Genomic DNA, 23,851 nt, shown 5'->3' on the forward strand with positions numbered 1-23,851 from the left:
GCGAGAACTGCTGGCATTTCCTCCGCCGGTACTAGCCGGTTCAGGTTCCAGGGTTGTGCACGGCACTCTCAGCCCGTCGACGGGCACCCCTATCCAGTGCTGCGAATTGTACGCCGACCAGCCGCGCCTGCCCACCGCGCTGTGGGCCGACCGACACGAGGACGACTTTCTTTGAGAACCGACGACGCTCCGATCGAGGCAGATGCCGAACTCACCCGTCGAGTCGCGGAACTGACCGGAAAATCACTGTCGCCACTGCCACTGCGCTGGCCGGACAGTGCCAACTGGCTCTGGAAGAGCGAAGGGCCGTCACCGCAGTTGTTCAAGCTGGCTCGGAGGTCGGCGACGACCGATGGATTCTGGTGGGGTGTCCAGCAACTGTTCGGCCTCGATCGCTGGCGCATGCCCGAGGCGCTGACCCGGATCCCATCGATGTTGCCTTCCTGTCTGCCGATGGCGCCAGTGCCGATGACACTCCTCGGCCGGCTGGAGGGGGCGCCGCTCTGGTGTCTGCCCTGGTGTTCTGCCACGCCGCCGCCGATGAGCGAGGGGTTGGCCGCGCGGCTCGGAATCCAACTGGCGCTACTGCATCGCCGAGCACTACCGGGCTTCGGTCATCCCGCAGGCGAGGTCTCCCCGCTGTCGGACTGGCCCGAGCGGGCCCGCCATTTCACGGAGACGCACCCCAATCGTGGCTGGCTCGCTGAAATGCCGGCGTGGCCATTGCCGTCGAAAGCCGTCTGGTCATTGCTGGATCTGCGCAGCGATCAGTTTCTCGCCGGAGCCCCGGACTGGCGATGGAGCGACTGGGAGGCGCTGGTCTGGGCGCCGCTGGAATGGGATCTGTGTCTGATAGAACTGGTGCTGGAGAGTCGCGCCCAGCGCGATGCGTTCGTCGCGGCTTATCGTCGCCACCATGCCGTGCCGGATCTCGCCCGTTACCGACCTGGCATGCGATCGCTGGCGCTGTTGTTGGGACTGCATGGCGAGAAGGCAACAGCCAGGACCTACTATCACCCCCACTGGCTAAAAGATTAAATTTGCAGCCCTTTTACGCCACGCAACAGCATCCGTGCATGGCATACTAAGGTATCTCAATTGATAACCGATGGCTGATTCTTGGATTCGATCAATAGCCTGTTCCTCGTATGCGGGGCGCTGATAGCCCTGAGTATTCTGGCCAGTCGCGTGTCGTCACGGATTGGCGTGCCTCTGCTCGTCCTGTTCTTGGGCCTGGGCATGCTCGCCGGCGAAGAAGGCGTGCTGGGTCTGAAGTTCGATGACTATTCTCAGGCTTTCCTGATCGGCCACCTGGCGTTGGCGATGATTTTGCTCGATGGCGGACTTCGGACACGCTTGCGGACGTTCCGCGTAGGCCTGAAGCCAGCTTTATCGTTAGCGACCGTCGGTGTCTTCCTGACCAGCGGCATCATGGGCCTGCTGGCCATGTGGCTACTCGACCTGTCGCTCACGGAAGGCCTTCTGGTCGGTGCGATCGTCGGCTCCACGGATGCCGCTGCGGTGTTCTCTATGCTCAAGGGGCAGGGCGTCAATCTCAACGAGCGCGTGGGTGCGACGCTCGAGATCGAATCCGGTACCAACGATCCGATGGCGATCTTTCTCACCATCACGCTCGCCGAGCTACTGACAGGCGCAGTGGGAGGGATAGGGGAGACGTTGATGCGATTCGCCCTGCAGTTCGGGCTGGGGCTTGCCGTCGGACTGGGGGGCGGCTGGATCTCCGCCAAATTGCTTCGCTGGCTGGATCTGGCCCCCGGCCTCTATTCGTTGCTGGCACTGGCGCTGGGTTTTTGTATCTTCGGAGCGACCAGTGCGGCGGGAGGAAGTGGCTTCCTGGCTATCTATCTCACCGGCCTGATGATCGGCAATCAACCGGGACGGCACCTCAACCATATCCTTCCTGTCCACGATGGGCTGGCATGGTTGAGCCAGATCGGGTTGTTCCTGGTTCTCGGTCTGCTGGTCACGCCATCGGAAATGGTCGATTACGCGTTACCGAGCGCCATTCTGGGTATCGCTTTGATCGTGCTGGCACGTCCGGTTGCCGTGATGGTCTCGCTGGTTCCGTTTTTCAACTTTCGCTGGCGAGAAATCTGCTTCATTTCCTGGGTCGGGCTGCGTGGTGCGGTCCCTATCGTGCTGGCCATCTTCCCCGTTATAAGCGGCGTCGAAAACGCGACGCTCTATTTCAATGTCGCGTTCTTCGTCGTCCTGATCTCCTTGCTGCTGCAGGGTTCGATCCTGGCTCGAGTCGCCCGCTGGATGCGTGTGGTATTGCCGGAAACCACCACGCCCGATCGTCGGGGACAGTTAGGTGTTCTCCCGGAGAACGACTACGAGATGTTCGTCTACAAGGTCGAGAACGAATCGCTGGACGATGTGCCGATTCGTTTGCTGCGCCTGCCCTCGGGAACACTGATCTCGGCGATCTTTCGCCAACACGCCATGCTGCACCCCAAAGGAAGCACTCGGTTGCGAATGAGAGACGTGATCTGCCTGATAGGCCGTACCGGAGATCTTCCCTCTCTCAACCGGCTTTTCAATGGGGAAGCGAAACTGAAACGGGAGCGGGCCTTCTTCGGTACCTTCACGCTCGATGGCGAAGCTCTCATGCAGGAGGTGGCCGGCGCCTACGGTTTGACCCTGAGCCCAGGGGAACAGGAGATGACGTTGGGAGAGTTCGTGGCGCTTCGTGTCGGCGGTCATCCCGTCGTCGGGGATGACGTCGACTGGCATGGATTTCACTGGGTGGTCAGTGAGATGGAGGGCAACCGTGTCACCCGGGTGGGGTTACGTCTCTACCACTGACGATTCCGGCTGCCGCCGGTTATTCGACATCGGCATCATCGGTGGGGTGATCGAGTCGCTTACCTGTTTCGCGAGAGGTCATCCTGTTCATGCTATCGGCTCGCTTCTGAGCCTCGGAGGCATCCGTAAAATGCCCCAGGCTGCCACCCGTGTCCCCGTCATAGACTTCGTAGCATATCTTCTCGGGGTTACCGGGCTTGTGCGTCTTTCTGATCTCGACGAATGGTTCTGCCATGATGGAATCCTCCTGGGAATGCATCGACTTTCAGGTTAGCTGTGGTGTCGGCGTTGTACAGTAGACTCGCTAGTGCACGGAGAAGAGGCAGCGGAAAGCGATCAGTCCGGGGCCAGATCCCACTGTAGACCGAATTGAAGGCCGTTGATCGCTTCGTCGATGAAGCCCACATCCCGATCGTTGCCTCCGTCGTCGGCTTGTTCCAGCGATGTCTGTGCCTGCGGATCCGGCCACCCCAGTCGTGCCATGCACAACTGATATTCTCGCTCACCAGCGATCTGATGGGTCTGGCGTTCACAGGTATCGCTGTCCCGCAGAAAGTTCGTGGCCGTCAGTCGCGGCGTCGCCGACACACAACTTGCCAAGAGAAGGGTCACGATGGAAAAGATTAGCGCTCGGTGCATTGTCTACATCACTGGAAGCTAGATGCAGAGTAGCACCGTTTGCGAGCGCATCCGCCCCTTTGATGAAAATTTCGCCGAGCAGCGATCAATGGAACTCTACCTCACTCATGAAGCAAGCCCGGCCGTGGGCAGGCGCCAGTTGAGCAACACATCGTGATGCGTAATATGGATGACCCGAATTTGGTCATTATCATCGAACTGCTCGACGAGACGCTCCCATTCGCGGATGGGCTCGTTTTCGCCTCGGCTGATAGTGACTTGATGGGAGTGGTTGGCGCGCGCTTCCGAAATGAGTTGCTCGATACGGCGGGCGAGCCGTTTCTCGGGCGTCGGAAAGGGGATGATCATCGATCGCTCCGCAATGGCTGTTTATTCATACAGTATCCGCTAGAGACGGAGTGAAAACAACCCGCGGCGGGCGCGGGAAGAACCCGTGAACGTCTGCCTGGCCGGGTTCTGTCGTATCTACTGCGGATGACTCTCCATGTAGGACCGGATAGCAGCCATGGTGGTCTGCATATCGTCGCAGAATGACTGGGAGGGCTGGAACTCCACGCCGCTCGCCAACTTCTTCATCTCATCGTCATGGTTGGAGACCTGGCCGTTCTCGCGCAGACCTCTGGCCATGCTCGTCAGCTTCTGTTGAGTTTGTTGAGGATTGTCGCTGCTCGATATATAAGCGTCGATTTCCCGGGTTTGTTCGCTGACGTGCTTCATCAAACCATCCGACGAGCACTCGAACTGCGCGGCCGTGGCTTGTGTCGATGCGATGACGACTCCCAAGATTCCGAAGAAAGCCATATTTTTTATATGATTCAATGATCTACCCATCCTTTGAACGCAGTCTTACCACTATGACAGTTTTGGCTTCTTCTCTCCAGAGGGGATAAGAGCAGCGGGGGGAGGTAATGGCGCGGACGCGCAGAATGAGGATCCCCCGGCCAAGGTCAGTCATGATAGACGACAGGATGAGGATGCGTTCAACCATGCCCAGGGGGGGGTCGTGATTCGATGGTCGTGGCCGAAGCGCTGAGCGGCGAGACAGTAGACGATGCCGCCAAGCGTCGGCTGGAAATTGGCGCCGACACTGATGGCACCCGGTTGTACAAATCTCGTCGGCGTCCAGGAATTCAGCGATGAAGGAGACAAGAGAGTTGGCAGGGTAACCCTTCCGATTCGATTCGGTGTTCGTAAAGCCCGTCTACTCATTGCGGGAGCCTGTATTGCCAGCATCCCTATTGCCCATTTAGTCGCTCTCCTGACTCACCGTTAATCATCGAAACCCGAGGTTTCGAGCTGGTATCCGCCATTATCCTATTATGAGTGTTTGTTCGCATGCTTAGAAGAAATCCATCGCGTGATCACGACCGCTTTTCTTTCCGTATATTCGAATATTGGTACGCTGTAATTTGCGCTTCCATCACGACCTATCCATTCTAAATAAAATTCATAAAAAAGGTTGTGCGACTGACCGACTCTTATCTATCTTTACTCTCCGAGAGCATGATTTTACCAGCATCAATTATGATGAAATACTGATACTTCCATTGGAAAGTCGCAGTGTTTCTCCTGCTGTTATATTTGATCACGCTATTCGCTCTATCGTCATTGTAATGTCGCCAATCCTTCAGTTTTTCGGCGGGCGGCCCGTATCAAGAATCGCCAGGACCTGTGCATCGCTACCGCTCTCGGTAAGACCCTTGATCTCTCGATACTGATCGTCGTACTGCTGGTTGATCTTCTGAATATCAGAAGCATTGATGCCCGCTCGTCTAGCATTTACATCCTGCAGGTCGTGGGCACGTAGAGCATCGCCTCTTTGTTTGGCTTCAACCACCGTCGTCATTCAGGATGTCGAGCACATCCATCTGATCGATCTCGACCAGACGGTGAAGCACGTAGTCGGCGTCGATTTGGGTACACGCGGAACGCAAAGACTTGCGATTCTCAATAGCCTCCGTAGTCTCCGATGTCATGGAGTTACCTTAATTTCTATCAACGGAACGCAGAGCGTACAGTGATTAAAAAGGTTCAATGACTCTGGCGGCGTTAATCACCACTACGTGGTCACTGACTCCAGGCCTGACTATGGGTGCGTCGGTGTTTTTGGCATGCGAGTGACCGCCGAGGCCGAGGCGGCAAAACTTAATGGTATGGATGCTGTCACAAGATGTGAGCCTACATCTAGGAGATGTAGCTTACTGTAGATCCAGGGCTATTGGAGTAGCCTGTCTTGGTTGAGCAAGGAGAAGGCTTATGCTCGCTCGGTATATCGTTCGATGTGTTAATCAATATACTATTCACCAGCATTTTGTAGTTGCTGATGAATTCAACGATGGGGTGTGCGTTAGTGTGCATTGTCGTTGGATTGATGCATTTCACAGTGCAGAGAGACTGAACGATATCGAACGGATCGGTGGTAATTTGGGCAACAGAAAAGACGAATACGCCAATACCGCAGGATCTGCAATTCTCCCTTTGAACACTTCTGATGTGCGAAACAGGGTTGTGGATATTCCCGCGCTTGCTGATCCGTCTACATTCATTGATCAACGCCCTGAGTCAGATCAGCAGGATTGAGAGGGTTGGTCTTCTCACTACCTCAGTATCCGTCGTTCTCGCCGTCCACCTCGCGATACACGCCGTTGAGCGCGATCTGCAGCATGCCGTACCGCTCTTGTACCAACTATCTGCCTGAAGCTCGGCTCGGATGGTCTCATTCACTGTTTCCTGTCGGCGGATATCAGCTTCGATGCCCTCCTGCTCGAGGCCCGATTCAGCGGCACGAACCTTTGTCAGGGCCTGTGGGTCGATCTGCAGGGCGCGGCCGACTGCTTCGGGCGTTGGGGCGGCACCCAGCACAGCGGCGACCAGTCTGCCGCCGATTAGTCGCCCCTGCCAGCCAGCATGAAGCCCAGGATTGGGGCCGATACGGGTTGCGGCCTTCTTGCAATAACCATCGCGGATCGCTGCCTGGGTAGCGTTCAGATCCTTCAGATATTCATCGACGAATAGGGACTGTTTCGCGGTCAGCCCGACTGCCGCCGCAGTCTTCGATGCCATTAGAATTCTCAATCTTTGTCCGTCGGTGCCAAAAATGGACGCCAGAAATAGACGCAGCTAGGGTAGATATGTGCTTCGGTACTTATCGAGGCATCGAGCGTCTACCGACTCAAATGGAGATTTACTGCATGGATATACGCATCAGAACAGTCGCACTGGCCAGTCTGGTTGGCTTGATGTCAATCGGGACAGCACACGCTCAGTCACTTGATAGCCTGAAAGAAAAAGGCAGTGAGATGATGTCAGGCGGTGACTCGGCTGGGCTTCTCAGTTCGCTGTCTAGTGGTTCCTTCTCGCCTAGCAGCATGACCAACCTGACCGGGGTGCTTAGCTATTGTCAGGAGAATGGCTATCTCGGTGACTCAGCCGATGGTGTGAAAGACAAAGTGATGGAGGCTGCAGGAATTTCCTCGGAGCCGACAGACGTCAGTGATTACCAAGAAGGCAAAGAAGGCGTACTGCAGGGTGACGGCGAGTCATTTGACTTGAGTTCGCTCGGTGACAAAGCCGGCGAGAAAGCTTGCGGCATGGTTGCTGATAAAGCCACGTCATTTATTGGCGGCTAAACGTCGACCTGATTACGTGCGGCCCAGTGGCGGCTGGGCCGTTCTCGGCTACCATTCTGCGGGCTTGGTACTCAACTACTTCTGTCCCCTCGACCGGCTGCGTAGGTGACACAGCTCAAGTACATAGCGTTACGCTATGTAATGGCTTGATTCTGTTCTTTACCTTCACCACTGAGAGGGGAGTGGTCAGCATGAGTGTTGAGAACAGACATCCAAGTGAAAGCTATGTTGAGATTTGCAGGTTGATGGCCGGGTTCGCGGTGATTTTGAACGAACTCAGTCCGACCAAATCCGGGAGGTTCTTAAGGTCGAGACCGAAAAAGACAACAGGCTGGCTAAATTCATAAAAGGCTTCGTATACGAGGAAGTATGACGGCCTTCTAACGCCAACCTGGCCGTACAGGTTGGCGCTCTGCGTTTCTTTCGTCAGCTTCACGTTCTTGTTCCCCCATTGTGTTGATCCAAAGAGGTTGTCACGAGATGATGCCCGCCGACATCCACGCCGCTGTGGGGGCATGAGCGACCGCTGAGCATTCCATCGAGCGTAGAGGGCGAGAAATACGAGAGTCTGCAACAGATCGACGCCCTTGAGCGGAAGGTTGAGCAACTGACGACCAGGCTCAGCGATGCAATTGAGATGATTCAGGGTTGCCCATCTCCCGGGGCGGTACGCCGGCGAGATGCGTGGCCCATGGCTGATGCCATGGACTGGGTACTTGCCCAGGCCACCAACGAGGATAATGAAGGTGTGATGTGGCGAACGAAGAGCGTTGTGCCTCGTATCGATGAGCTGCGCGCCGAGGCATCAGACCTGAGGGCAAGTCATAATTGAGCTCCAGCGGCTGGATTTAGCCCGGCGCATGCGTTTTGCGGTATAGGTCCCATTCTTCGACCTGAGTGCCGTCGGGCAGGGTGCACATGCCGACCTGACCGTTCTTGGTCTGCTGGATCTCGAGCGTCCCGCCTTGATCTTCACAGTAAACCGATGCCGGATTGGGCATTCCCACCTTGGGCTCTTCCTGTTGAGAGGAGCATGCAACGAGCGCGAAGGGGAACAGTAGCGAGAGATATCTGGTTTGCATATCCAGTGGGCCTATCAGATGAGGTCTTGAAAGGAGTAAACACGAACCCTGGTTGAATATTCAATCAGCCGGCGCATGGATGATGGATCAATTTCCTTGGGCCTGGCTAGGATCGTTCATCTAGGAAAGCTGCGGGAGCAGATTGACGCCGACGCCCCGGCATCACAGCATGCCGCTGCGCCCGACGTGTCGGAAGGGCGTGTTCGTTAGGGGAGGAGGCAAGGCTGATGCCAGAAGGCCGAAGAGACGCGAGAGGGCGATCGACTGCGCGACTTCAATCACAATCTGATCACACGAATCGGAGGACAATAAGTCGGCAAAACGACGGGCCGTGCCGCTGAACGACGTTGGCATTGCCAAATTCCACTCACACTGAAAGACCGGTGCATGCTATCGAGTCGCTGAGCGGCAGGAAGAAGAGGGTGGTTTGATAGGTCCAGAAACGAGAAAAGCCCCGCAGCACATAGGCTTACGAGGCTTTCCAAATGTAAGGTGGCGGAGGGACAGGGATTCGAACCCTGGGTAGGCTATTAACCTACGCCGGTTTTCAAGACCGGTGCATTCAACCGCTCTGCCATCCCTCCGGCTTACGGCGGGGAATACTACCAGCTTATCGAGGCGCGTCAATAGGTTCTTTAGCTTTCAAGGAGTTATTTCGCTTTGGAGCGAGCGTATAACGCTTGTCAGGGGAACTTTGCAAGGGCATTCTGGTCTACGGGTGAGTTTCAACAGAACTGAGGGGACGACAAATGGATTATCGAACGTCGCACGACATCACCGATCGTCGATCGAGTGCGGTCAGCACCAACAAGGTGTTGCGCAACACCTACATGTTGCTGGCCATGACACTGCTGTTCTCTGCCGTGACTGCCGGCGTCGCCATGGCCATGGGCGTCACGCAGCTCAACATATTCGTGTTCTTCATCGGCGCCTATGGCCTGATGTTCCTGGTCCACAAGACCGCCAACTCCGGCGCAGGCATTGCGGCGATCTTCGCTTTCACCGGCTTCATGGGCTTCACGCTGGGGCCGATCATCGACCTCTACCTGTCGATTCCCAACGGCGCACAGCTGGTGATGACGGCGCTGGGCATGACCGCCGCAACGTTCCTGGGGCTATCGGCCGTGGCGCTGATCACGCGCAAGGATTTCAGCTTCCTGGGCAACTTCATGATGGCAGGCGCCATCGTGCTGATCTTGGCCATGGTGGCCGCGCTGATCTTCAACATCCCGGGCCTGGCGCTGGCAGTCTCCGCCGGTTTCGTGCTGTTCTCGTCGGCGGCCATTCTGTACCAGACCAGTGAAATCGTGAATCGCGCCGGGGAGACCAACTACATCCTGGCGACCGTCACGCTCTACGTTTCGATCTACAATCTGTTCATCAGCCTGCTGTCGATCCTTGGGGTCATGTCTCGCGACTGACCTTCACGGCTTGATATCGACGCACGGCTTGATATCGACGGAAACGGGGCCCCACTACGGTGGGGCCTTGCCGTTTGGTACCATTGTCGTTGCAGATTTGTCCCGGCAGCTTGCACGGAACCATCGGTCGTCATGCTCAATTACGCGTTACTGTTATATGCTGCGCCCTACAGTCACCAGGCGGCGTTGTCGGCGCTACGCTTCGCAGACACCGTCGTGGCGAATGGTCATCGAATGAAGACGGTCTTTTTCTATCACGACGGCGTCCACAACGCTTCGGCCCTGATGGCTCCACCGCAGGACGAGGTGCACCTGGCCGACGGCTGGAGGAGGCTTCACCACGAGCATGGCACCGAGCTGCTGGTCTGCGTGGCAGCCGGGTTGCGACGGGGGCTGCTGGACGTCAGCGAAGCCAACCGTCATGGAGCGGTGTCGCACAGCCTCGAGGCCCCATTCGCATTGACCGGTGTCGGCCAACTCATCGATGCCATGCTGACCAGTGACCGAATGATCACCTTCGCGCCATGACCGACGTCTCTATCTCCCGCCCCGTACCGCAGGATCTATTGGTGGTGTTGCGCCATCCGCCCCACGGTACCCATTGGTTGCGCGAAGGTCTGGATGTGGCGCTGGTCGCCGCGGCGTTCGGTCAACGCGTCGGCCTGCTGTTTCAGGGGGATGGCATCTACGCGCTGTTGAAGGGACAACAGGCCGGCGCCTTGGGCCAGAAGGGCACCCATTCGCAGCTCGCCATGCTGGAGATGTACGACATCGAGACGCTGTGGGTCAGCGCCAGGGGGCTGAACGAACGCGGCCTCTCGACGGACGACCTGATGCTGCCGGTGGTACCCTTGGAGGCCAGCGCCGTGACGGAGCTCCTCCAGCGCCACCCCCACACCTTGATTTTCTAGGCTCGGAACGACGTTCATGATGCTGCATCTGCTAAACCGCTCCCCGCGATCGACCGCCACTTACCAGGATTTGAGCGAAGCTTTCGGCTCGGGCGATCACCTGCTGCTGATCGAGGACGCCTGCTACGCAGCGCAGGTCTCGGCCAGTGCGGTACTCGAACCCTTCGGCGGGCGCGTGTCCGTGCTCCAGGAGGATCTGGTCTCCCGGGGACTGGCCGCGCGGATCGATCCTTCCGTCGGTGTCATCGACATGAACGGCTTCCTGGCGCTGACGGAGACCCACGAACGCTGCGTGAGCTGGTTCTGATGGCAACCATGACGGCAAGAACATTGATGGTGGACGGCCATCCTGTCGCCCTCGATCCCGAGGGCTATCTGGTCTCGCTCGACGACTGGTCGGAGCGCGTCGCCGAGGCATTGGCCGCGGACGAGGGGCGCGAGCTGACGCCCGATCACTGGGAGGTCATCTGGGTACTGCGCGACTTCTACCGGCGCTTCGAGACGGCGCCGGCCATGCGCCCGCTGGTCAAGGCGGTGAAGCAGGCCCTGGGAGAGGAAAAGGGCAACTCGATCCATCTGATGCGGCTGTTCCCCGACAGCCCGGCCAAGGTCGGCGCCCGCCTGGCCGGGCTGCCCAAGCCGACCAACTGCCTCTAGTGTTCGATCGCCACCGATCATCGCCATGAACTTCCTTGCGCACGCCTGGCTTTCACGTCAAGGCAGCGACGACTTTCTCTACGGCAATCTGGTTGCCGACGGCGTCAAGGGCGCGCGTCTGGAATCGTGGCCGCCGGCCGTGGCCGCGGGCATTCGTCACCATCGCCAGGTGGATGCCGCCATCGACCGTCATGCGGAAGTGCTGCGTCTGCTGCGGATGGCGCCGCAGGCCCAGCGACGTTTTGCCGGAATCGCGCTGGATCTGGTCTGGGACCACTTCCTGGCCAGCCGCTACCCTGATGCGCGGTTGGTCGAGCGCTGCTATCGAGTGCTCGGGGAGCGGCGGGCGCCATCGCGCCTCGAGGGGATGGTGCCTGCCATGATCGACGGCGACTGGTTGCAGCGCTACGCCGACTTCGATTTCACCTGCCGTGCCATTGCCGGCATCGGCCAGCGGCTGCGCGGCCCCAATCAGCTCGCGGCGCTGACGCCGTGGTTACGCGAGGAGTACGCCAGCCTCGAGGCCGCTTTCGTCGCGCTGTGGCCTGACATGCAGCAGCGATTCCGCGAGTGAATCGCCGCGCCAGGGGCCTAGGCGCTGGGGCTGGAGCGCCACTGACCTAGCCCTGTAGCCACAGGCAGTCGATCCGATCGCCGGGGCGAATATGGCTGCCGGCCGGGATGACGGCAAAGGCATTCGTCTCTGCGCAGGAGGTCAAGACCGCCGAGCTCTGCTCGGGGTACGCCGTGGCGAGGATGCGCTCACCTCGAAACTCGAGATTGGCGCGCATGTAGTGACGTCGCCCCTGGGTTCGGGTCTCGAATTGGGCTTCGGCGCTGATCACCGGGAGCGACTCCCTGTCATGGCAGCCCTGGAGCCTGCCCAGCAGCGGCCGCAGATAGAGCCAGGCGCCGACATAGCTCGATACCGGGTTGCCGGGCAGCCCCACCAGGCGCGCGGAACCGATCGTTCCCAGCGCCAGCGGCTTGCCCGGCCGCATTGCCAGGCGCCAGAGCGAGAGCGTTCCGAGCCGTTCGAGAGCCGGCTTGACGTGATCTTCCTCGCCGACACTGACACCGCCCGTGGTCACGATGACATCGGCAACGGCCGCGGCTTCCTCCAGACGCGCCAGGGTGGTGTCGAAATCGTCGGCAACCCGGATCTGACTGACCAGTTCGCCACCGAAGCGCCGAATCAGGGTGGCCAGCATCGGGCCGTTGCTATTGTAGATCTGTCCGCGGGCCAGGGGCTGGCCGGGCTCGATGATCTCGTCTCCGGTGAGCAGCAGTGCCACTTTCGGCCGCCTGACCACATCGACCATCGAGCGCCCCTGGCCGGCGAGCAACCCCAGCGCGGCGGCACCCATTCGCGTGCCGGCGGCGAGCAGCGGCTGCCCGGTGGTCACGTCCAGCCCCCGACGTCGCACGTTCTGCCCGGCCTGGGTCACTGGAACGATCGCGCTGTCCCCGACCAGTTCGACGTTTTCCTGGATTGCCACGCAATCCGCCCCGGCCGGTATCTCGCTGCCGGTGAAAATCCGCGCGCAGGTGCCGGGGACCAGCGGCTGCGGTGGCTGGCCGGCGGGAACACGCTGGGAGATCGGCAGCTGCCTGCCACTGTCCGCGCTAGCCAACGCGAATCCATCCATGGCGCTGTTGTCCGCCGGCGGCACATCGATGGCGGCCCGCACGTCGTCCATCAGCACACGGCCGTCGGCGTCCGGGCAGGCGATGCGCTCACCTTCGAGCCGCGAGACGCCCTCGAGCAGCGCTTCCAGGGCACGCTCGACGCTCTGGAGTTCTTGGGGGCTCTCAGCCATGATCCTGCGTGCCTCGTTCCGGAATCACCAGATTGGCGAAGTTGCAGGGTCGGTGGCGGCTATCCAGCTGCTCCTCGAGAATCCGGTCCCAGCCGGTGCGGCAGGCGCCGGTTGAACCGGGTAGACAGAAGATCACGGTCGCGTTGGACAGGCCGCCCAGGCAGCGGCTCTGCACGGTCGAGCTGCCGATCTCCTCGAACGAGAGCTGACGGAAGAGCTCGCCGAAGCCTTCGATGTGCTTGTCGAGTAGCGGGGCGACGGCTTCGGGCGTGGAGTCGCGGCCGGTGAATCCGGTGCCGCCGGTCGTCAGCACAACCTGCACGTCATCGTCGGCGATCCATCCCGCGACCACGGCCCGGATCCGGTAGACGTCGTCAGGCACGATGCGTTTCTCGGCGAGGCGATGTCCCGCCGCTTCGAGCCTTTCGACGAGGGTCTGCCCGGAGCGGTCGTCAGCCTCGTCCCGTGTATCCGAGATCGTCAGTACCGCGATCGACAGCGGAATCATGGGCGACTCGCTCATGATTCCTCCCGACCGCCATCGGCCCCGGCCTTGCGTGCCTCCAGCGCAGCGAGCTGCTCATCGGTCGCCGGCGCCTGATGGTGAGCCTTCCATTCGGCGTAGGGCATGCCGTAGACGTACTCCCGCGCCGTTTCATAATCCAGCTCGGCGCCGCGCGTCTCGGCCGCACTGACCAGCCACTTGGAGAGACAGTTGCGGCAGAAATCCGCCAGAATCATCAGATCGATGTTCTGGACGTCCCTGTTCGCGTCAAGATGACGAAGCAGCCGGCGAAACGCGGCGGCTTCCAGTTCGGTGCGGGTCTGCTCATCGAGGTGGTGCATGGCAGCAACTCCTGTCGTGGAGGATGGTTGGCATTCAGGGTCGGATGACCGTGGCGTCTCGGTCAGTCGTTATCGCCGGGCGTGCAGACCGAGAGCACCACGGCATCGTTCGGACTCGTGGAGACCAGGGCGTGGCCCATGTCGCTGTCGAAATAGAGCGAATCGCCGGCCGCCATCGCCAAGGGTTCATAGAGTTCCGAGTAAATCAGGATCTCCCCTTCGAGAATCATCAGGAACTCCTCGCCGTCGTGGCGGACCCACTCCTGGAACTCTTCGAAGCGACGCGCCCGCACGATGGTCTTGAACGGGATCATCCGCTTCTGCGCCAGCTGGCACGAGAGCAGTTCGTGCTCGTAGGTCGGGGTGGGGTGCCGCTTGCCGTCGCCGCGCGGGGTGAGATCGCGTCGGCCGCTGGACTGGCGTCTGGGCTTGGTCGGCTTGAGCAGTTGGGGGAGATCGATGCCCAGGCCGGTAATCAGCTTCTGGACGGCGGTGAACGTCGGCGAGATCTGATCGTTTTCGATCTTGGACAGCGTCGAACGGGCCAGACCGGTACGCGTGCTGACGTCGCCCAATGTCCACTGGTTCGAGAGCCGTATCTCCTTGAGCCGTTCGCCCAGGCGCAGGGGCTCGACGAAGGCTTTGCGACCGGCGGCGATGCGCAGTGCGGCATCCTGATCGTTACTGGCGGCCATGAAACTCTCTGTCGGGAGCGTGGAGTGTCGAGTCGTTGTCTCGTGTCGGAATGCAAGAATATCACAGCGTGAGGCGGCGGCTCTGCGCCGAGAACGACCTCTGCGACACCTCAGACCGAATAGGCGTGGCCCAGCAGCGCGATCAGGTGCGCCTCGACGCTCAGTGGCAAGGTCTTGAGGTGATACCCCCCCTCCAGCACCGAGACCAGCTTGCCGCCGGCGTGACGGCGAGCGACATCCATGGCGAGCGTGGTCACCCAGTGGAAATCCTCATGATCGAGTGCCAACTGACCCAGCGGGTCGTCACGGTGGGCATCGAAACCGCTGGAGAGGAGCACCAGTTGGGGACGATGACGCTCCAGCGCCGGCAGCCAGTGCTGCTCGACGGCGGTTCTGAACCCCCGACTACCCGTGCCGGCAGGCAAGGGCGTATTGACGATGTTGGGCCACGCGCCGGTCAGGTAGCGCCACGGATAGAACGCCTCCTGGTAACTGCTGCAGACCAGCACCGCCGGATCGTCATGGAAGATATCCAGCGTGCCGTTGCCCTGATGGACGTCGAAATCGAGAACGGCGATCCGCTCGATGCCGTGGGCGGCCCTGGCATGGGCGGCCGCCACGGCGACGTTGTTGTAGAAGCAGAACCCCATCGCCAGCGCGCGCTCGGCGTGATGGCCGGGTGGACGGACGGCACAGAACACATTGTCGGCGCGGTTGCCGCAGACCAGGTCGACACCGCGGACCGCCGCGCCGGCCGCGAGCGATGCCGCGTCCAGTGAGTGAGGCCCCATGCGGGTGTCGCTATCGAGTTGCTGGAGGCCGCTTTGCGGTCGCTGGGCATCCAGCGCGCTGAGGTAATCTGGGGCATGCACCCGCTCCAGTTGGAGCGTCGATGCCGGGCCAGGTTCCGACTGCATCGTCTGCTGCAGCACGCCGCTGAGCATCAGTCTCGCGCGGATGGCCTCGAGTCGCATGGGGGACTCCGGATGATGGGAGCCCATGTCGTGCAGCGCGATGTCGGGATGGGTGAGATAGGAGGTGATCATTGAGACTCGCCGGCCGGTTCGAGGTGGCTCCATTCTGGCCGAGGCCGGCGCAACAAGTCACATCGTCTCGCTGCGACTTTGGTCTAGGGTCTGAACCTCGATGACGTGACCGTGTAGGGTTGAACGCATCATTGTCGACGTCGTGAGGTTCGCGGTGGCCACGCAATTCCTGCGCCGTTTTTTCGCGCCGAGATCACTGGTGGTGATCGGCGCCTCTCCCAAGCCGGAATCGATGGGGGGAATCGTCCTGCAAAATCTGCTGCAGGCTGGATTTGCAGGGCCGATATGGGCGGTCAATCCACGGGGATACCAGGAGGTTCATGGCGTGACTTGCTTCCGGCGTATCGCCGATCTCCCCGAGATCCCCGATCTCGCCGTCGTCTGCTCGCCGCTGAGCGGGATTCCGACGGTGCTGGAGCGGCTGGGGCGCCGGCAGGTCAGGGCAGCGCTGATCGTATCGGGGGGGGTATCGCTGGACGCCGATTCCAGCGGCGGCAGAGCGTTGCGCGCGCGACTGGAACGGGCGACTTTGCGCTCCGGCATGCGGGTGCTCGGGCCGGAATGCCTGGGCGTCGCCGTTCCCTCCATGAAGCTCAATGCCACCTATGCCAGCCAGCCGATAGGCGATGGCAGTGTCGCTTATCTGGGCCAGTCGGGCATGCTGGGAAACGCGATGATCGACTGGGCCGCCGGCCGCGAGATCGGTTTCTCCCATCTCGTCACGCTGGGTGACAGCCTCGACGTGCAGTTGCCCGACCTCATCGACTATCTGAATCAGTCCGGCCGCTGCCGTGCACTACTGCTGCATCTGGAAGCCTTCGGCAATGCACGTCACTTCATGACGGCGCTACGGGAGTCGTCGCGCAATCGCCTGGTCCTGGCAATCAAGAGCGGACGTACCGCGGAGGCGACGCTTAGCCCGGTCCCGCCGACTGCAGGTATCGATCGCCGAGATACCATCGTCGATGCCGCGCTGGCCCGGGCCGGGGTCGTGCGGGTCGGAGACTCCGACGAGCTGTTCGATGCCCTGGAGACGCTGTCGCGGCTCAAGCCACCGAAAGGCGACCGGCTGGCGATCGTGTCGAACGGCGTAGGCCCCGCGCTGCTGGCGATTGACAGGTTGATCGATGGCGGAGGCCGGTTGGCAGCGCTCGGCGAGGCCTCCGCCGAGGCGTTGATGGCGCGCCGGCTGGATGTCAGCAGACCGGGACGCAACCCGGTCGACCTGGGTGGAAGGGCGACCCCGGACGACTATCTGAGCGCGCTGGAGATCGTGACCCGTGATTCCAACGTCGACGCGGTTCTGGTACTCCACGCCCCGACGCGGCTGGCGCCATCGCTGGCAACGGCCAACGCCCTGATCGATGCGCGCCAGCGCTTCCGCCACCGCCTGCTGGTGAGCTGGATGGGCTTGAAGGAGGCGCTCGAGGCTCGCGCGGCCTGCAATCGCGCCGGCATTCCCAGCTACGTGTCTCCGGAAAAGGCGGTCAGGGCCTTCCTCCACCTGGTGCGCTATCGCCAGGTACAGCATCTACTGCAGGAGACGCCTCCCTCGCTGCCGTTCGACTCCAGTGCCGACAGCCGGCAGCGCTGTCACGCACTCATCGACGACGCCCTGGCCCGTCGGCGAGACCGGCTGACGCACCAGGAGACCGGCGACATGCTGGCCGCCTACGGCATCGAGTGCGCCCCCAGCGAGTACGTGTTCGACCTGGAGCAGGCGGAGCGTGCCACCGAGCGGCTGCAAGGCCCCTGGGCCGTCAAGATCGTCCATCGCGACAACTGCGAGCCGTTTCGCTACTGGGGCGAGTCGCGGCGGCAGGCGATCTCGCTGGTCCAGGATCTGGAGCAGCCGGGTAGCGTGGTGGACGCCGTCGTACGACTGGAGGCGCGCGTCGGCGAGATGCTACCGGACAGCCCCATCTACAGCTACTGCCTCCAGACCATGCAGCGCGGCAAGGGATCGCTGCAGCTGTGTGCCGGTATCACGAGGGATGCCGAGTTCGGCCCGGTCATCGTGTTCGGCATGGGAGGTTACAAGGTCGACGTCATGGCCGACCGCCAGACGGCACTGCCGCCACTCAACATGCGTCTGGCGGAAGATCTGCTGGACCGCACTCGGGCGGGTCGCCTGATCCGGGAGCACAGCGAGGACCCGGACAATGCCGTCGACTGGGTCGCCCGCCTGCTGGTCAGGCTGTCCCATATGGCTTCGGATCTGCCGCGCCTCAAGGGGCTCGAGATCAATCCGCTACTTCTCAATCACGAAGGGATGATGGCGGTCGACTTTGCGCTGGATCTAGGCCCGACGTCGACCCAGGCGATCATGCCCTACCCGGAGCAGTTGCGAGAAACCGTGACACTGAGCGGCATGGACATCGAGATCCGGCCGATTCGTGGCGAGGATGCGCCGTTGATTACCCATTTCCATACCTTCCTCTCCGAGCAGAGCATCCGTTACCGCTACTTCCATCACAAGGCCGTCCTGTCACCCCGGGAACTGTCACAGCTGAGCCAGATCAACTACGACCGCCAGATGGCGTTCATCGCGGTTCGTCGCATCGAGAAGGCTGCCAAGGAGCGGAGCGGGGAAGGCGGCACGCCTGCGCGACAGGAGGAGATGCTCGGCGTGGTGAGGGTATGGAACGACTCCGACAACATCCGCACCGAGTTCTCGATCATCGTTCGGGATGATCTCCACGGTATCGGATTGGGGCGTCGACTGATGCAGAAGATGATCGACTACAGCCGGCAGGTGGGGACACTGGTCATGGTCGGGACGATCCTCAGCGATAACCTGCCGATGCGTCGGCTGCTGACCTCGCTCGGGTTCACGCTACGTACCAACGTCGAAGAGGGCGCGGTGGAAGCCTCGCTGAAGCTGAACGAACCGCAGAGCGACTGGCAGCGCCATCGCCTCGACGCGGCTCTGGATTGATCGGGAAGGGAGGAAACGGAGCAAGCTTTGAACGCTCATTCAATTATAAGATATTGTCGTTTGAAGGGTTATCGATAAAACCGTATGATACGAAACCTAACAACACTAACAGATACCGTTCGACACGCGTCGTGACGACCGCGTGAAGGGCATCTTCTGCTTTGCCAACCTAGGCCTGACATGACCGACACACAGCAAACCAAGATTCAAGTGCGGAACTTGAGCAAGGTGTTCGGCGACGACGCCAAGAAAGCACTCAAGCTACGCGACGAGGGTCTCAATCGCGCCCAGATCCTCGAAAAGACCGGGCAGACCCTCGGGCTCTCCAACATCAACTTCGACGTCCGGGAAGGCGAGCTCCTCGTCATCATGGGGCTCTCCGGCTCGGGCAAGTCGACGCTGATCCGCTGCCTGAACCGTCTGATCGAGCCCACCGAGGGCGATATCATCATTGGCGGCGAGAATATCCCCCAGCTCAGCGACAAGGAGCTGCTCCACTGCCGCCGCCGGCACTTCTCGATGGTGTTTCAGAACTTCGCGCTGTTTCCGCACCGCACGGTGCAGATGAACGCCGAATACGGACTCGAGATTCGCGGCATCGACAAGGCCGAGCGGGCCGAAAAAGCCAAGAGTTCGCTCAAGCAGGTCGGGCTAGAGGGTTGGGAAAATGCCTATCCCAACCAGCTTTCCGGTGGCATGCAGCAACGGGTCGGGCTTGCACGTGCGCTGGCCAACGACTCCAGTGTGCTGCTGATGGACGAGGCGTTCTCCGCACTCGATCCACTGATCCGGCGCGACATGCAGCAGGAGTTGATCGAACTGCAGCACCGGATGCAGAAGACCACGATCTTCATCACCCACGATCTCGATGAAGCGCTCAACATCGGTGATCGCATCATCCTGCTCCGCGATGGCGAGATCGTGCAGATCGGTACGCCGGAGGAGGTGCTGACGCGGCCTGCGGATGACTACGTCGCGCGCTTCACCGAAGGGGTGGACCGTTCCCGCGTCGTCACGTCTCGCCGGGTGATGCGCCCGGTTCGTGCTACCGCCCGCCACGACGACGGCCCGCGTACCGTGTTGCACAAGATGAGTGAAAACGCGCTGGATTCCATCTACGTCGTCGACCGCGAGCGCAGGCTGCTGGGTATCGTCGAAGCCGATGGCGTCGACGAGGCAGCGAAGGCCGGCAAGGATTCGATTCACGAACTTCTGGTCACGGACTTTCCCAGAGTCGGGCCGGACGAGCCGCTGGCAACGCTTTACCCCATGTTTCAGGGCAAGAGTTATCCGGTGGCGGTCATCGATGATCAGCAGCGTCTGCTGGGCGTGGTCGTGAAGGGTGCCGTACTCGAACAACTGGCCCAGACGGGAGAACAATAATGGATTTCGACATTCCTAGGATTCCGCTGGGCGACTGGATCGAAAGCGGACTCGATTTTCTGACCACCGAGTTTTCCGGTGTCACCCGGGCGATATCCCGAGGAACGCAAAGCGGCATCAATTTGCTCAATGATGGGCTGATGTGGTTGCCTGAATGGGCGCTGATCGCTTTGGTCGTGCTGTTGTGCTGGAAAGTCAGCGGCCGACGTCTGGCAATCGGGGGCCTGATCGGCCTGGCGTTGATCTGGAATCTGGGCCTGTGGAATCCGATGATCCAGACCCTGACGCTGGTGGTCATCGCCACATTGGTAGCGATCATGATCGCGTTGCCCTTGGGCATTCTGGCAGCGGTATCCGACCGGTTCTATCGGGTCATCATGCCAGTACTCGATTTCATGCAGACGATGCCGGCGTTCGTCTACCTTATCCCGGCGATCCCGTTCTTCGGCATCGGTTCGGTTTCCGGCATCTTCGCCACCGTAATCTTTTCGATGCCACCTGCCATCCGGTTCACCACGCTGGGCATTCGGCAGGTACCGAAGGATCTGATCGAGGCAGCGGACGCCTACGGCTCGACGCGCAGTCAGAAACTGATCAAGGTCCAACTGCCGCTGTCGCTGCCGACACTGATGGGCGGGATCAACCAAACCATCATGCTGGCGCTGTCTATGGTCGTCATCGCGGCGATGATCGGCGCCAACGGTCTTGGCAGCGAGGTCTGGCGGGCCATTCAGCGGCTGCGACCCGGTGAAGGATTCGAGGCTGGTATCGCGGTCGTCATCATGGCGATGCTGCTAGACCGGCTGACGCAGTCTCTCAGCGGGGGCAAGAAGACGAAGTGAAGCAGGGTAGAGCCTGATGTCGTCGAGCCACTCGTCGACAGCAGGACTCGCGGTACATAAACCACAAGAAGGGGAAAGTCGATGACACGCAATGCAATGTCACAGGCCGTTCGCTATGGCGCCTTGATGATGGCCGCCGGCCTCAGCATGACCGCCGGTGTCGCCCAGGCGCAGGACAGCAAAGGCACTGTCAAGCTGGCCTACGTCGAGTGGGCATCCACGGTAGCGTCTACCAATGTCGTTCGTGCCGTGCTCGAGGAGCAGGGCTACGACGTCGAAATGGACTCGCTCGGCGCCGCCGTGATGTGGCAGGCGGTGGGTACCGGTGACGCCGACGCGATTCTGTGTGCCTGGTTGCCCACCACCCATGGAGATTACTACAAGCAGGTCAAGGACGATGTCGAGGACCTGGGAATCAACCTGGAAGGCACCAAGCTGGGCCTGGTCGTTCCCGAGTACACCTACGAGAAGGTGTCGTCTATCGCTGACCTCAACGACAACGCCGATCTGTTCGACGACAAGATCGTGGGAATCGACCCGGGCGCCGGCCTGATGGCGCAGACCGAGAATGCCATCGACGAGTACGGTATCGACAACCTGCAGCTGCAGTCGAGCAGTGGCCCCGCCATGACTTCAGCGCTGGCCAGTGCCATCCAGAACAAGGAAGACATCGTGGTGACGGGGTGGACGCCGCACTGGATGTTCGCGCGCTGGGATCTCAAGTATCTCGACGATCCGAAGAAAGCCTACGGTGATGCCGAGCACATCGATACGGTCGTGCACAAAGGATTGAAGGAGAGACTGCCTGGAGCCTACGCCATTCTGGATAATTTCCACTGGACGCCGGAGCAGATGGGCGAGGTCATGCTCATGAACCAGGAGGAGGGTTCGGATCCGTACGAGAATGCCAAGAAGTGGGTCGAGGAGAACCCCGATGTGGTCGCCGAATGGACGGGCGACACTGCCGAATAACGCCGTTCAGCGTCGTTCATGACGAAGCGCCCGGTCGGATGACCGGGCGCTTTGCGTTGAGAAACGTGAAAGTCCGCGCCAGTGGGTCGGCCGATCGGATGGCTCAAGGCGCCAGCCGGGTGCGATGCCACTCCTGGGCGTGTTCGTCCCGACGGGTGTAGCGCACGCGGTCGTGCAATCGGCTGCGCTGACCTTGCCAGAATTCCACCGCGAGAGGCACCAGAAGATAACCGCCCCAGTGCGGCGGTCGTTCGACCTCCTGATCCGAATAGACCTGTTCGAAACGCGACAGCCGTTCCTGCATCCAGTCACGATTGGGAATCTCGACGCTCTGCTGGGAGACCCAGGCCGCCAGCTGGCTCTGGCGTGGTCGTCTGGCGAAGTAGTCGTCGGACTGGCGGGAGTCCACCTTGGCGACGCTCCCTTCGATGCGAATCTGGCGCTGCAGCGTCGGCCACCAGAACACCACGGCGGCGTTGGGAACGTGGGCGAGTTCGTTGCCTTTCTGGCTCTGATAGTTGGTATAGAAACGAAAGCCCGCCTGATCGAATCCCTTCAGCAGCACGATACGGGCGTGGGGGTGGCCCGCACTGTCGACCGTTGCCAGCGTCATGGCGTTGGCATCCAACCCTTCGGTCTCGATCGCCTTCTCCAGCCAGCCCTCGAACAGGGGAAGCGGGGCGTCGGGCGTGTTCTCCGGCGCCAGGGCGTCGCCTTCGTAGTCCCGTCGCATACCGGCGAGATCGCTCATCAGTTGTTCTCCATGCGAATGCGATGAAAGGTAGCCATTGTAGCGCGCTCGGCCGGTGTGGTGGCCACCCATCTCTCAGCCATTAGCCTAGATGTTTCACGTACGGCCGCGCCGAAACGTCAACAACCCCACAGTGTGGGGCGGGATCAACTCGAGTACGCGTGAAGCGCCAGCACGACACCGCAACAGCCCCAGCCGAGAACCGCATAGGGGAGGTTCCAGCGCAGCATCTCGCGCACGGCGATCTGATAGCGCACACAGATCGCCAGATTGCTGCCGGAGAGTGGGCTGCTGCCGGTTCCCAGCGCCCAGGACATGAGAAACAGCATGCCGAGAAGGGTCGGGTCGGGGTGAAGCGGCGCGATCAGCGGTGCCAGCGTGGCGATACCGATCAACGGATGAATGCCGGTAAAGGAGACGACCACGATGGCGCCAAGGGCAAACCAGGCTTGCCAGTGGCCGAAGTGATCGATCGGCAGGTCGAGTCCGTCTGGTAGGCTGGCCAGTAGTGCCGCCAACCCCGTCGATATGACGCCAGCCCCCAGGAACAGGGCAAACTGTGGGGCCAGGCGTTGTAGACCGTAGGTGAACTGGTGGTGCATTCGCTCGCGCCGATTGTCGCGGGGCATGAGCAGAAAAGAGAAAAGGGGCGCGACGATGGCGATGATCAGCGGGATCGAAAGACCGGGCCAGAGCAGGTGCAGCCCGATCACCACGATCGCCAGTGTGCATGGCATCAGCAATGCACTTTTTTCGATGGGGTAACCGATGAATGGCGCGTTCAGTCGCCGGACGTCGAGCCAGTTGAGCAACAACAGCGACGCTGCCGCCAACAGACCCCAGGGCAGCAGACTGAGGTAGTCGAGTCCCGGGGCATAGGTCAAGGCGACGCCCATCGCGACGAAAAATGGCGACCAGGCCGCGGCGGCGGTGAAGCCCCGGCCGACGATGAGTGCCTGGGCACGGGTGAGCTTTCCCTCACGTTGCATGCGTTCGCCGAACAGGAACACCACGGAGAGATTGATGGCCGCGCCGAACAGATGCGCCCCCAGCATGGTGCCGAGCATGCTCCCCGGCTGCTGGTGATCGCTGCTGACTCTGGGTGTGGCCATGGTCAGGAAGCTGACGCCGGCAAACATCATCAGCAGAGACTGGTTGATGGTCAGCGCGTTCAACGGCGAATAGGGTGTACCGCGCACCAGTGCTGCCACCCACAGCAACGACCCGGCCGCGAACAGCGTCCCCGCCTGGCGGCGAGAAGTCCGGGGCAGGGCACGGAACAGCCTCAACGTTGCCAGCCAGGCCAGTATCGCGGCTGGCCAGATTGGCCAGCCAAACAGGTTGCAGGCCACACTAAGAGTCAGCATGGCCAGAATCAAGGCGCTGGAAG

31 protein-coding genes, 1 tRNA gene and 1 riboswitch are annotated in these 23,851 nt (G+C 60.8%); of the genes, 15 read left to right on the plus strand and 17 right to left on the minus strand.

The window, feature by feature from the left end; genetic code table 11:
* Nucleotides 1–101, minus strand: a riboswitch (TPP riboswitch).
* 70 nt (nucleotides 102–171) lie between these two features.
* Nucleotides 172–1,038, plus strand: a complete 867-nt coding sequence (locus F0A16_RS07760; RefSeq protein ID WP_149434810.1) for a phosphotransferase family protein — start codon at nucleotides 172–174, stop codon at nucleotides 1,036–1,038.
* An 81-nt stretch (nucleotides 1,039–1,119) separates the two neighbouring features.
* A complete protein-coding gene (locus F0A16_RS07765) occupies nucleotides 1,120–2,829 on the plus strand; it encodes a potassium/proton antiporter (RefSeq protein WP_149434811.1) in 1,710 nt (569 codons plus the stop codon).
* Between the two features lie 19 nt (nucleotides 2,830–2,848).
* On the opposite strand, the gene F0A16_RS07770 is transcribed toward F0A16_RS07765, so the two are convergent.
* The 6 genes from F0A16_RS07770 to F0A16_RS21880 all read right to left on the minus strand — a co-directional run bounded on the left by F0A16_RS07770 (nucleotide 2,849) and on the right by F0A16_RS21880 (nucleotide 5,444).
* Nucleotides 2,849–3,064, minus strand: a complete 216-nt coding sequence (locus F0A16_RS07770) for a hypothetical protein (RefSeq protein ID WP_149434812.1) — start codon at nucleotides 3,062–3,064, stop codon at nucleotides 2,849–2,851.
* A 101-nt stretch (nucleotides 3,065–3,165) separates the two neighbouring features.
* A complete protein-coding gene (locus F0A16_RS07775; protein ID WP_187775938.1) occupies nucleotides 3,166–3,417 on the minus strand; it encodes a hypothetical protein in 252 nt (83 codons plus the stop codon).
* A 156-nt stretch (nucleotides 3,418–3,573) separates the two neighbouring features.
* Nucleotides 3,574–3,816: a DUF1654 domain-containing protein gene (locus tag F0A16_RS07780; RefSeq protein ID WP_149434814.1), complete on the minus strand. Its 243-nt coding sequence runs from the start codon at nucleotides 3,814–3,816 to the stop codon at nucleotides 3,574–3,576.
* 117 nt (nucleotides 3,817–3,933) lie between these two features.
* On the minus strand, nucleotides 3,934–4,185 hold the full coding sequence (locus F0A16_RS07785) for a hypothetical protein (protein WP_187775939.1): 252 nt from the start codon (nucleotides 4,183–4,185) through the stop codon (nucleotides 3,934–3,936).
* A 910-nt stretch (nucleotides 4,186–5,095) separates the two neighbouring features.
* The gene (locus F0A16_RS21875) at nucleotides 5,096–5,314 is read right to left on the minus strand and encodes a hypothetical protein (RefSeq protein ID WP_223119733.1); all 219 of its coding nucleotides are present in this window, start codon (nucleotides 5,312–5,314) and stop codon (nucleotides 5,096–5,098) included.
* Nucleotides 5,298–5,444 carry a hypothetical protein gene (locus tag F0A16_RS21880; protein ID WP_223119734.1) on the minus strand — a complete coding sequence of 49 codons (147 nt, stop codon included), beginning with the start codon at nucleotides 5,442–5,444 and terminating at the stop codon, nucleotides 5,298–5,300. Before F0A16_RS21880 ends, F0A16_RS21875 begins: the two co-directional genes overlap by 17 nt.
* A gap of 280 nt (nucleotides 5,445–5,724) precedes the next feature.
* Here F0A16_RS21880 and F0A16_RS07795 point away from each other — a divergent pair, with 280 nt between their 5' ends.
* Nucleotides 5,725–6,048: a hypothetical protein gene (locus F0A16_RS07795; protein ID WP_149434816.1), complete on the plus strand. Its 324-nt coding sequence runs from the start codon at nucleotides 5,725–5,727 to the stop codon at nucleotides 6,046–6,048.
* Here F0A16_RS07795 and F0A16_RS21885 read toward each other — a convergent pair.
* The gene (locus tag F0A16_RS21885; RefSeq protein WP_223119735.1) at nucleotides 6,031–6,531 is read right to left on the minus strand and encodes a terminase small subunit; all 501 of its coding nucleotides are present in this window, start codon (nucleotides 6,529–6,531) and stop codon (nucleotides 6,031–6,033) included. The genes F0A16_RS07795 and F0A16_RS21885 overlap by 18 nt on opposite strands.
* A gap of 128 nt (nucleotides 6,532–6,659) precedes the next feature.
* Here F0A16_RS21885 and F0A16_RS07805 point away from each other — a divergent pair, with 128 nt between their 5' ends.
* Nucleotides 6,660–7,097, plus strand: a complete 438-nt coding sequence (locus F0A16_RS07805) for a DUF2501 domain-containing protein (protein WP_187775940.1) — start codon at nucleotides 6,660–6,662, stop codon at nucleotides 7,095–7,097.
* A gap of 223 nt (nucleotides 7,098–7,320) precedes the next feature.
* Here the strand turns inward: F0A16_RS07805 and F0A16_RS07810 are convergent, their stop codons facing one another.
* Complete coding sequence (locus F0A16_RS07810) at nucleotides 7,321–7,533, minus strand: hypothetical protein (protein ID WP_149434818.1); 213 nt, start codon at nucleotides 7,531–7,533, stop codon at nucleotides 7,321–7,323.
* 255 nt (nucleotides 7,534–7,788) lie between these two features.
* On the opposite strand from F0A16_RS07810, the gene F0A16_RS21675 reads away from it, so the two are divergent.
* The gene (locus F0A16_RS21675; RefSeq protein ID WP_187775941.1) at nucleotides 7,789–7,929 is read left to right on the plus strand and encodes a hypothetical protein; all 141 of its coding nucleotides are present in this window, start codon (nucleotides 7,789–7,791) and stop codon (nucleotides 7,927–7,929) included.
* Between the two features lie 16 nt (nucleotides 7,930–7,945).
* Here F0A16_RS21675 and F0A16_RS07815 read toward each other — a convergent pair whose 3' ends face one another.
* Nucleotides 7,946–8,179, minus strand: a complete 234-nt coding sequence (locus F0A16_RS07815) for a putative hemolysin (protein WP_149434819.1) — start codon at nucleotides 8,177–8,179, stop codon at nucleotides 7,946–7,948.
* A 493-nt stretch (nucleotides 8,180–8,672) separates the two neighbouring features.
* Nucleotides 8,673–8,763 (minus strand) — tRNA-Ser (locus tag F0A16_RS07820).
* 165 nt (nucleotides 8,764–8,928) lie between these two features.
* Here F0A16_RS07820 and F0A16_RS07825 point away from each other — a divergent pair.
* The 6 genes from F0A16_RS07825 to F0A16_RS07850 all read left to right on the plus strand — a co-directional run bounded on the left by F0A16_RS07825 (nucleotide 8,929) and on the right by F0A16_RS07850 (nucleotide 11,742).
* A complete protein-coding gene (locus F0A16_RS07825) occupies nucleotides 8,929–9,600 on the plus strand; it encodes a Bax inhibitor-1/YccA family protein (RefSeq protein WP_149434820.1) in 672 nt (223 codons plus the stop codon).
* Nucleotides 9,601–9,732: 132 nt separating this feature from the next.
* Nucleotides 9,733–10,128, plus strand: coding sequence for a sulfurtransferase complex subunit TusD (gene tusD, locus F0A16_RS07830; RefSeq protein ID WP_149434821.1), 396 nt, complete (start codon nucleotides 9,733–9,735; stop codon nucleotides 10,126–10,128).
* Complete coding sequence (tusC, locus tag F0A16_RS07835; RefSeq protein ID WP_149434822.1) at nucleotides 10,125–10,511, plus strand: sulfurtransferase complex subunit TusC; 387 nt, start codon at nucleotides 10,125–10,127, stop codon at nucleotides 10,509–10,511. The genes tusD and tusC overlap by 4 nt, the downstream gene beginning before the upstream one ends.
* 16 nt (nucleotides 10,512–10,527) lie before the next feature.
* Entirely contained in the window at nucleotides 10,528–10,818 is a 291-nt protein-coding gene (gene tusB, locus F0A16_RS07840) for a sulfurtransferase complex subunit TusB (protein WP_149434823.1), read from the plus strand.
* Nucleotides 10,818–11,168 (plus strand): TusE/DsrC/DsvC family sulfur relay protein, encoded by a 351-nt coding sequence (locus F0A16_RS07845; RefSeq protein ID WP_420853070.1) that lies wholly within the window; start codon nucleotides 10,818–10,820, stop codon nucleotides 11,166–11,168. The genes tusB and F0A16_RS07845 overlap by 1 nt, the downstream gene beginning before the upstream one ends.
* A gap of 25 nt (nucleotides 11,169–11,193) precedes the next feature.
* A complete protein-coding gene (locus F0A16_RS07850; protein ID WP_149434824.1) occupies nucleotides 11,194–11,742 on the plus strand; it encodes an acyl carrier protein phosphodiesterase in 549 nt (182 codons plus the stop codon).
* 46 nt (nucleotides 11,743–11,788) lie between these two features.
* Here the strand turns inward: F0A16_RS07850 and F0A16_RS07855 are convergent, their stop codons facing one another.
* From F0A16_RS07855 to F0A16_RS07875, 5 genes are all read right to left on the minus strand, one after another.
* Nucleotides 11,789–12,988: a molybdopterin molybdotransferase MoeA gene (locus F0A16_RS07855; protein WP_149434825.1), complete on the minus strand. Its 1,200-nt coding sequence runs from the start codon at nucleotides 12,986–12,988 to the stop codon at nucleotides 11,789–11,791.
* Nucleotides 12,981–13,511 carry a molybdenum cofactor biosynthesis protein B gene (gene moaB / locus F0A16_RS07860; protein WP_149434826.1) on the minus strand — a complete coding sequence of 177 codons (531 nt, stop codon included), beginning with the start codon at nucleotides 13,509–13,511 and terminating at the stop codon, nucleotides 12,981–12,983. The genes F0A16_RS07855 and moaB overlap by 8 nt, the downstream gene beginning before the upstream one ends.
* Entirely contained in the window at nucleotides 13,508–13,834 is a 327-nt protein-coding gene (locus F0A16_RS07865; protein WP_149434827.1) for a DUF1244 domain-containing protein, read from the minus strand. Before F0A16_RS07865 ends, moaB begins: the two co-directional genes overlap by 4 nt.
* Before the next feature lie 62 nt (nucleotides 13,835–13,896).
* Nucleotides 13,897–14,529, minus strand: a complete 633-nt coding sequence (locus tag F0A16_RS07870) for a helix-turn-helix domain-containing protein (protein ID WP_149434828.1) — start codon at nucleotides 14,527–14,529, stop codon at nucleotides 13,897–13,899.
* A 110-nt stretch (nucleotides 14,530–14,639) separates the two neighbouring features.
* On the minus strand, nucleotides 14,640–15,575 hold the full coding sequence (locus F0A16_RS07875) for a histone deacetylase family protein (protein ID WP_149434829.1): 936 nt from the start codon (nucleotides 15,573–15,575) through the stop codon (nucleotides 14,640–14,642).
* 154 nt (nucleotides 15,576–15,729) lie between these two features.
* On the opposite strand from F0A16_RS07875, the gene F0A16_RS07880 reads away from it, so the two are divergent.
* The 4 genes from F0A16_RS07880 to F0A16_RS07895 all read left to right on the plus strand — a co-directional run bounded on the left by F0A16_RS07880 (nucleotide 15,730) and on the right by F0A16_RS07895 (nucleotide 21,710).
* Nucleotides 15,730–18,513, plus strand: coding sequence for a bifunctional acetate--CoA ligase family protein/GNAT family N-acetyltransferase (locus tag F0A16_RS07880; RefSeq protein ID WP_149434830.1), 2,784 nt, complete (start codon nucleotides 15,730–15,732; stop codon nucleotides 18,511–18,513).
* A 180-nt stretch (nucleotides 18,514–18,693) separates the two neighbouring features.
* A complete protein-coding gene (locus tag F0A16_RS07885) occupies nucleotides 18,694–19,896 on the plus strand; it encodes a quaternary amine ABC transporter ATP-binding protein (RefSeq protein WP_149434831.1) in 1,203 nt (400 codons plus the stop codon).
* The gene (locus F0A16_RS07890) at nucleotides 19,896–20,738 is read left to right on the plus strand and encodes an ABC transporter permease (RefSeq protein ID WP_149434832.1); all 843 of its coding nucleotides are present in this window, start codon (nucleotides 19,896–19,898) and stop codon (nucleotides 20,736–20,738) included. Before F0A16_RS07885 ends, F0A16_RS07890 begins: the two co-directional genes overlap by 1 nt.
* Before the next feature lie 81 nt (nucleotides 20,739–20,819).
* Nucleotides 20,820–21,710, plus strand: a complete 891-nt coding sequence (locus F0A16_RS07895; protein ID WP_149434833.1) for a glycine betaine ABC transporter substrate-binding protein — start codon at nucleotides 20,820–20,822, stop codon at nucleotides 21,708–21,710.
* Nucleotides 21,711–21,813: 103 nt separating this feature from the next.
* Here the strand turns inward: F0A16_RS07895 and pdxH are convergent, their stop codons facing one another.
* Both pdxH and F0A16_RS07905 read right to left on the minus strand, forming a co-directional pair.
* Nucleotides 21,814–22,464, minus strand: coding sequence for a pyridoxamine 5'-phosphate oxidase (pdxH, locus tag F0A16_RS07900; protein ID WP_149434963.1), 651 nt, complete (start codon nucleotides 22,462–22,464; stop codon nucleotides 21,814–21,816).
* Between the two features lie 143 nt (nucleotides 22,465–22,607).
* Nucleotides 22,608–23,828: a hypothetical protein gene (locus tag F0A16_RS07905; protein WP_149434834.1), complete on the minus strand. Its 1,221-nt coding sequence runs from the start codon at nucleotides 23,826–23,828 to the stop codon at nucleotides 22,608–22,610.
* Nucleotides 23,829–23,851: the final 23 nt, after the last annotated feature.

The organism is Salinicola corii (genome assembly GCF_008298015.1).
Lineage (GTDB): Bacteria > Pseudomonadota > Gammaproteobacteria > Pseudomonadales > Halomonadaceae > Salinicola > Salinicola corii.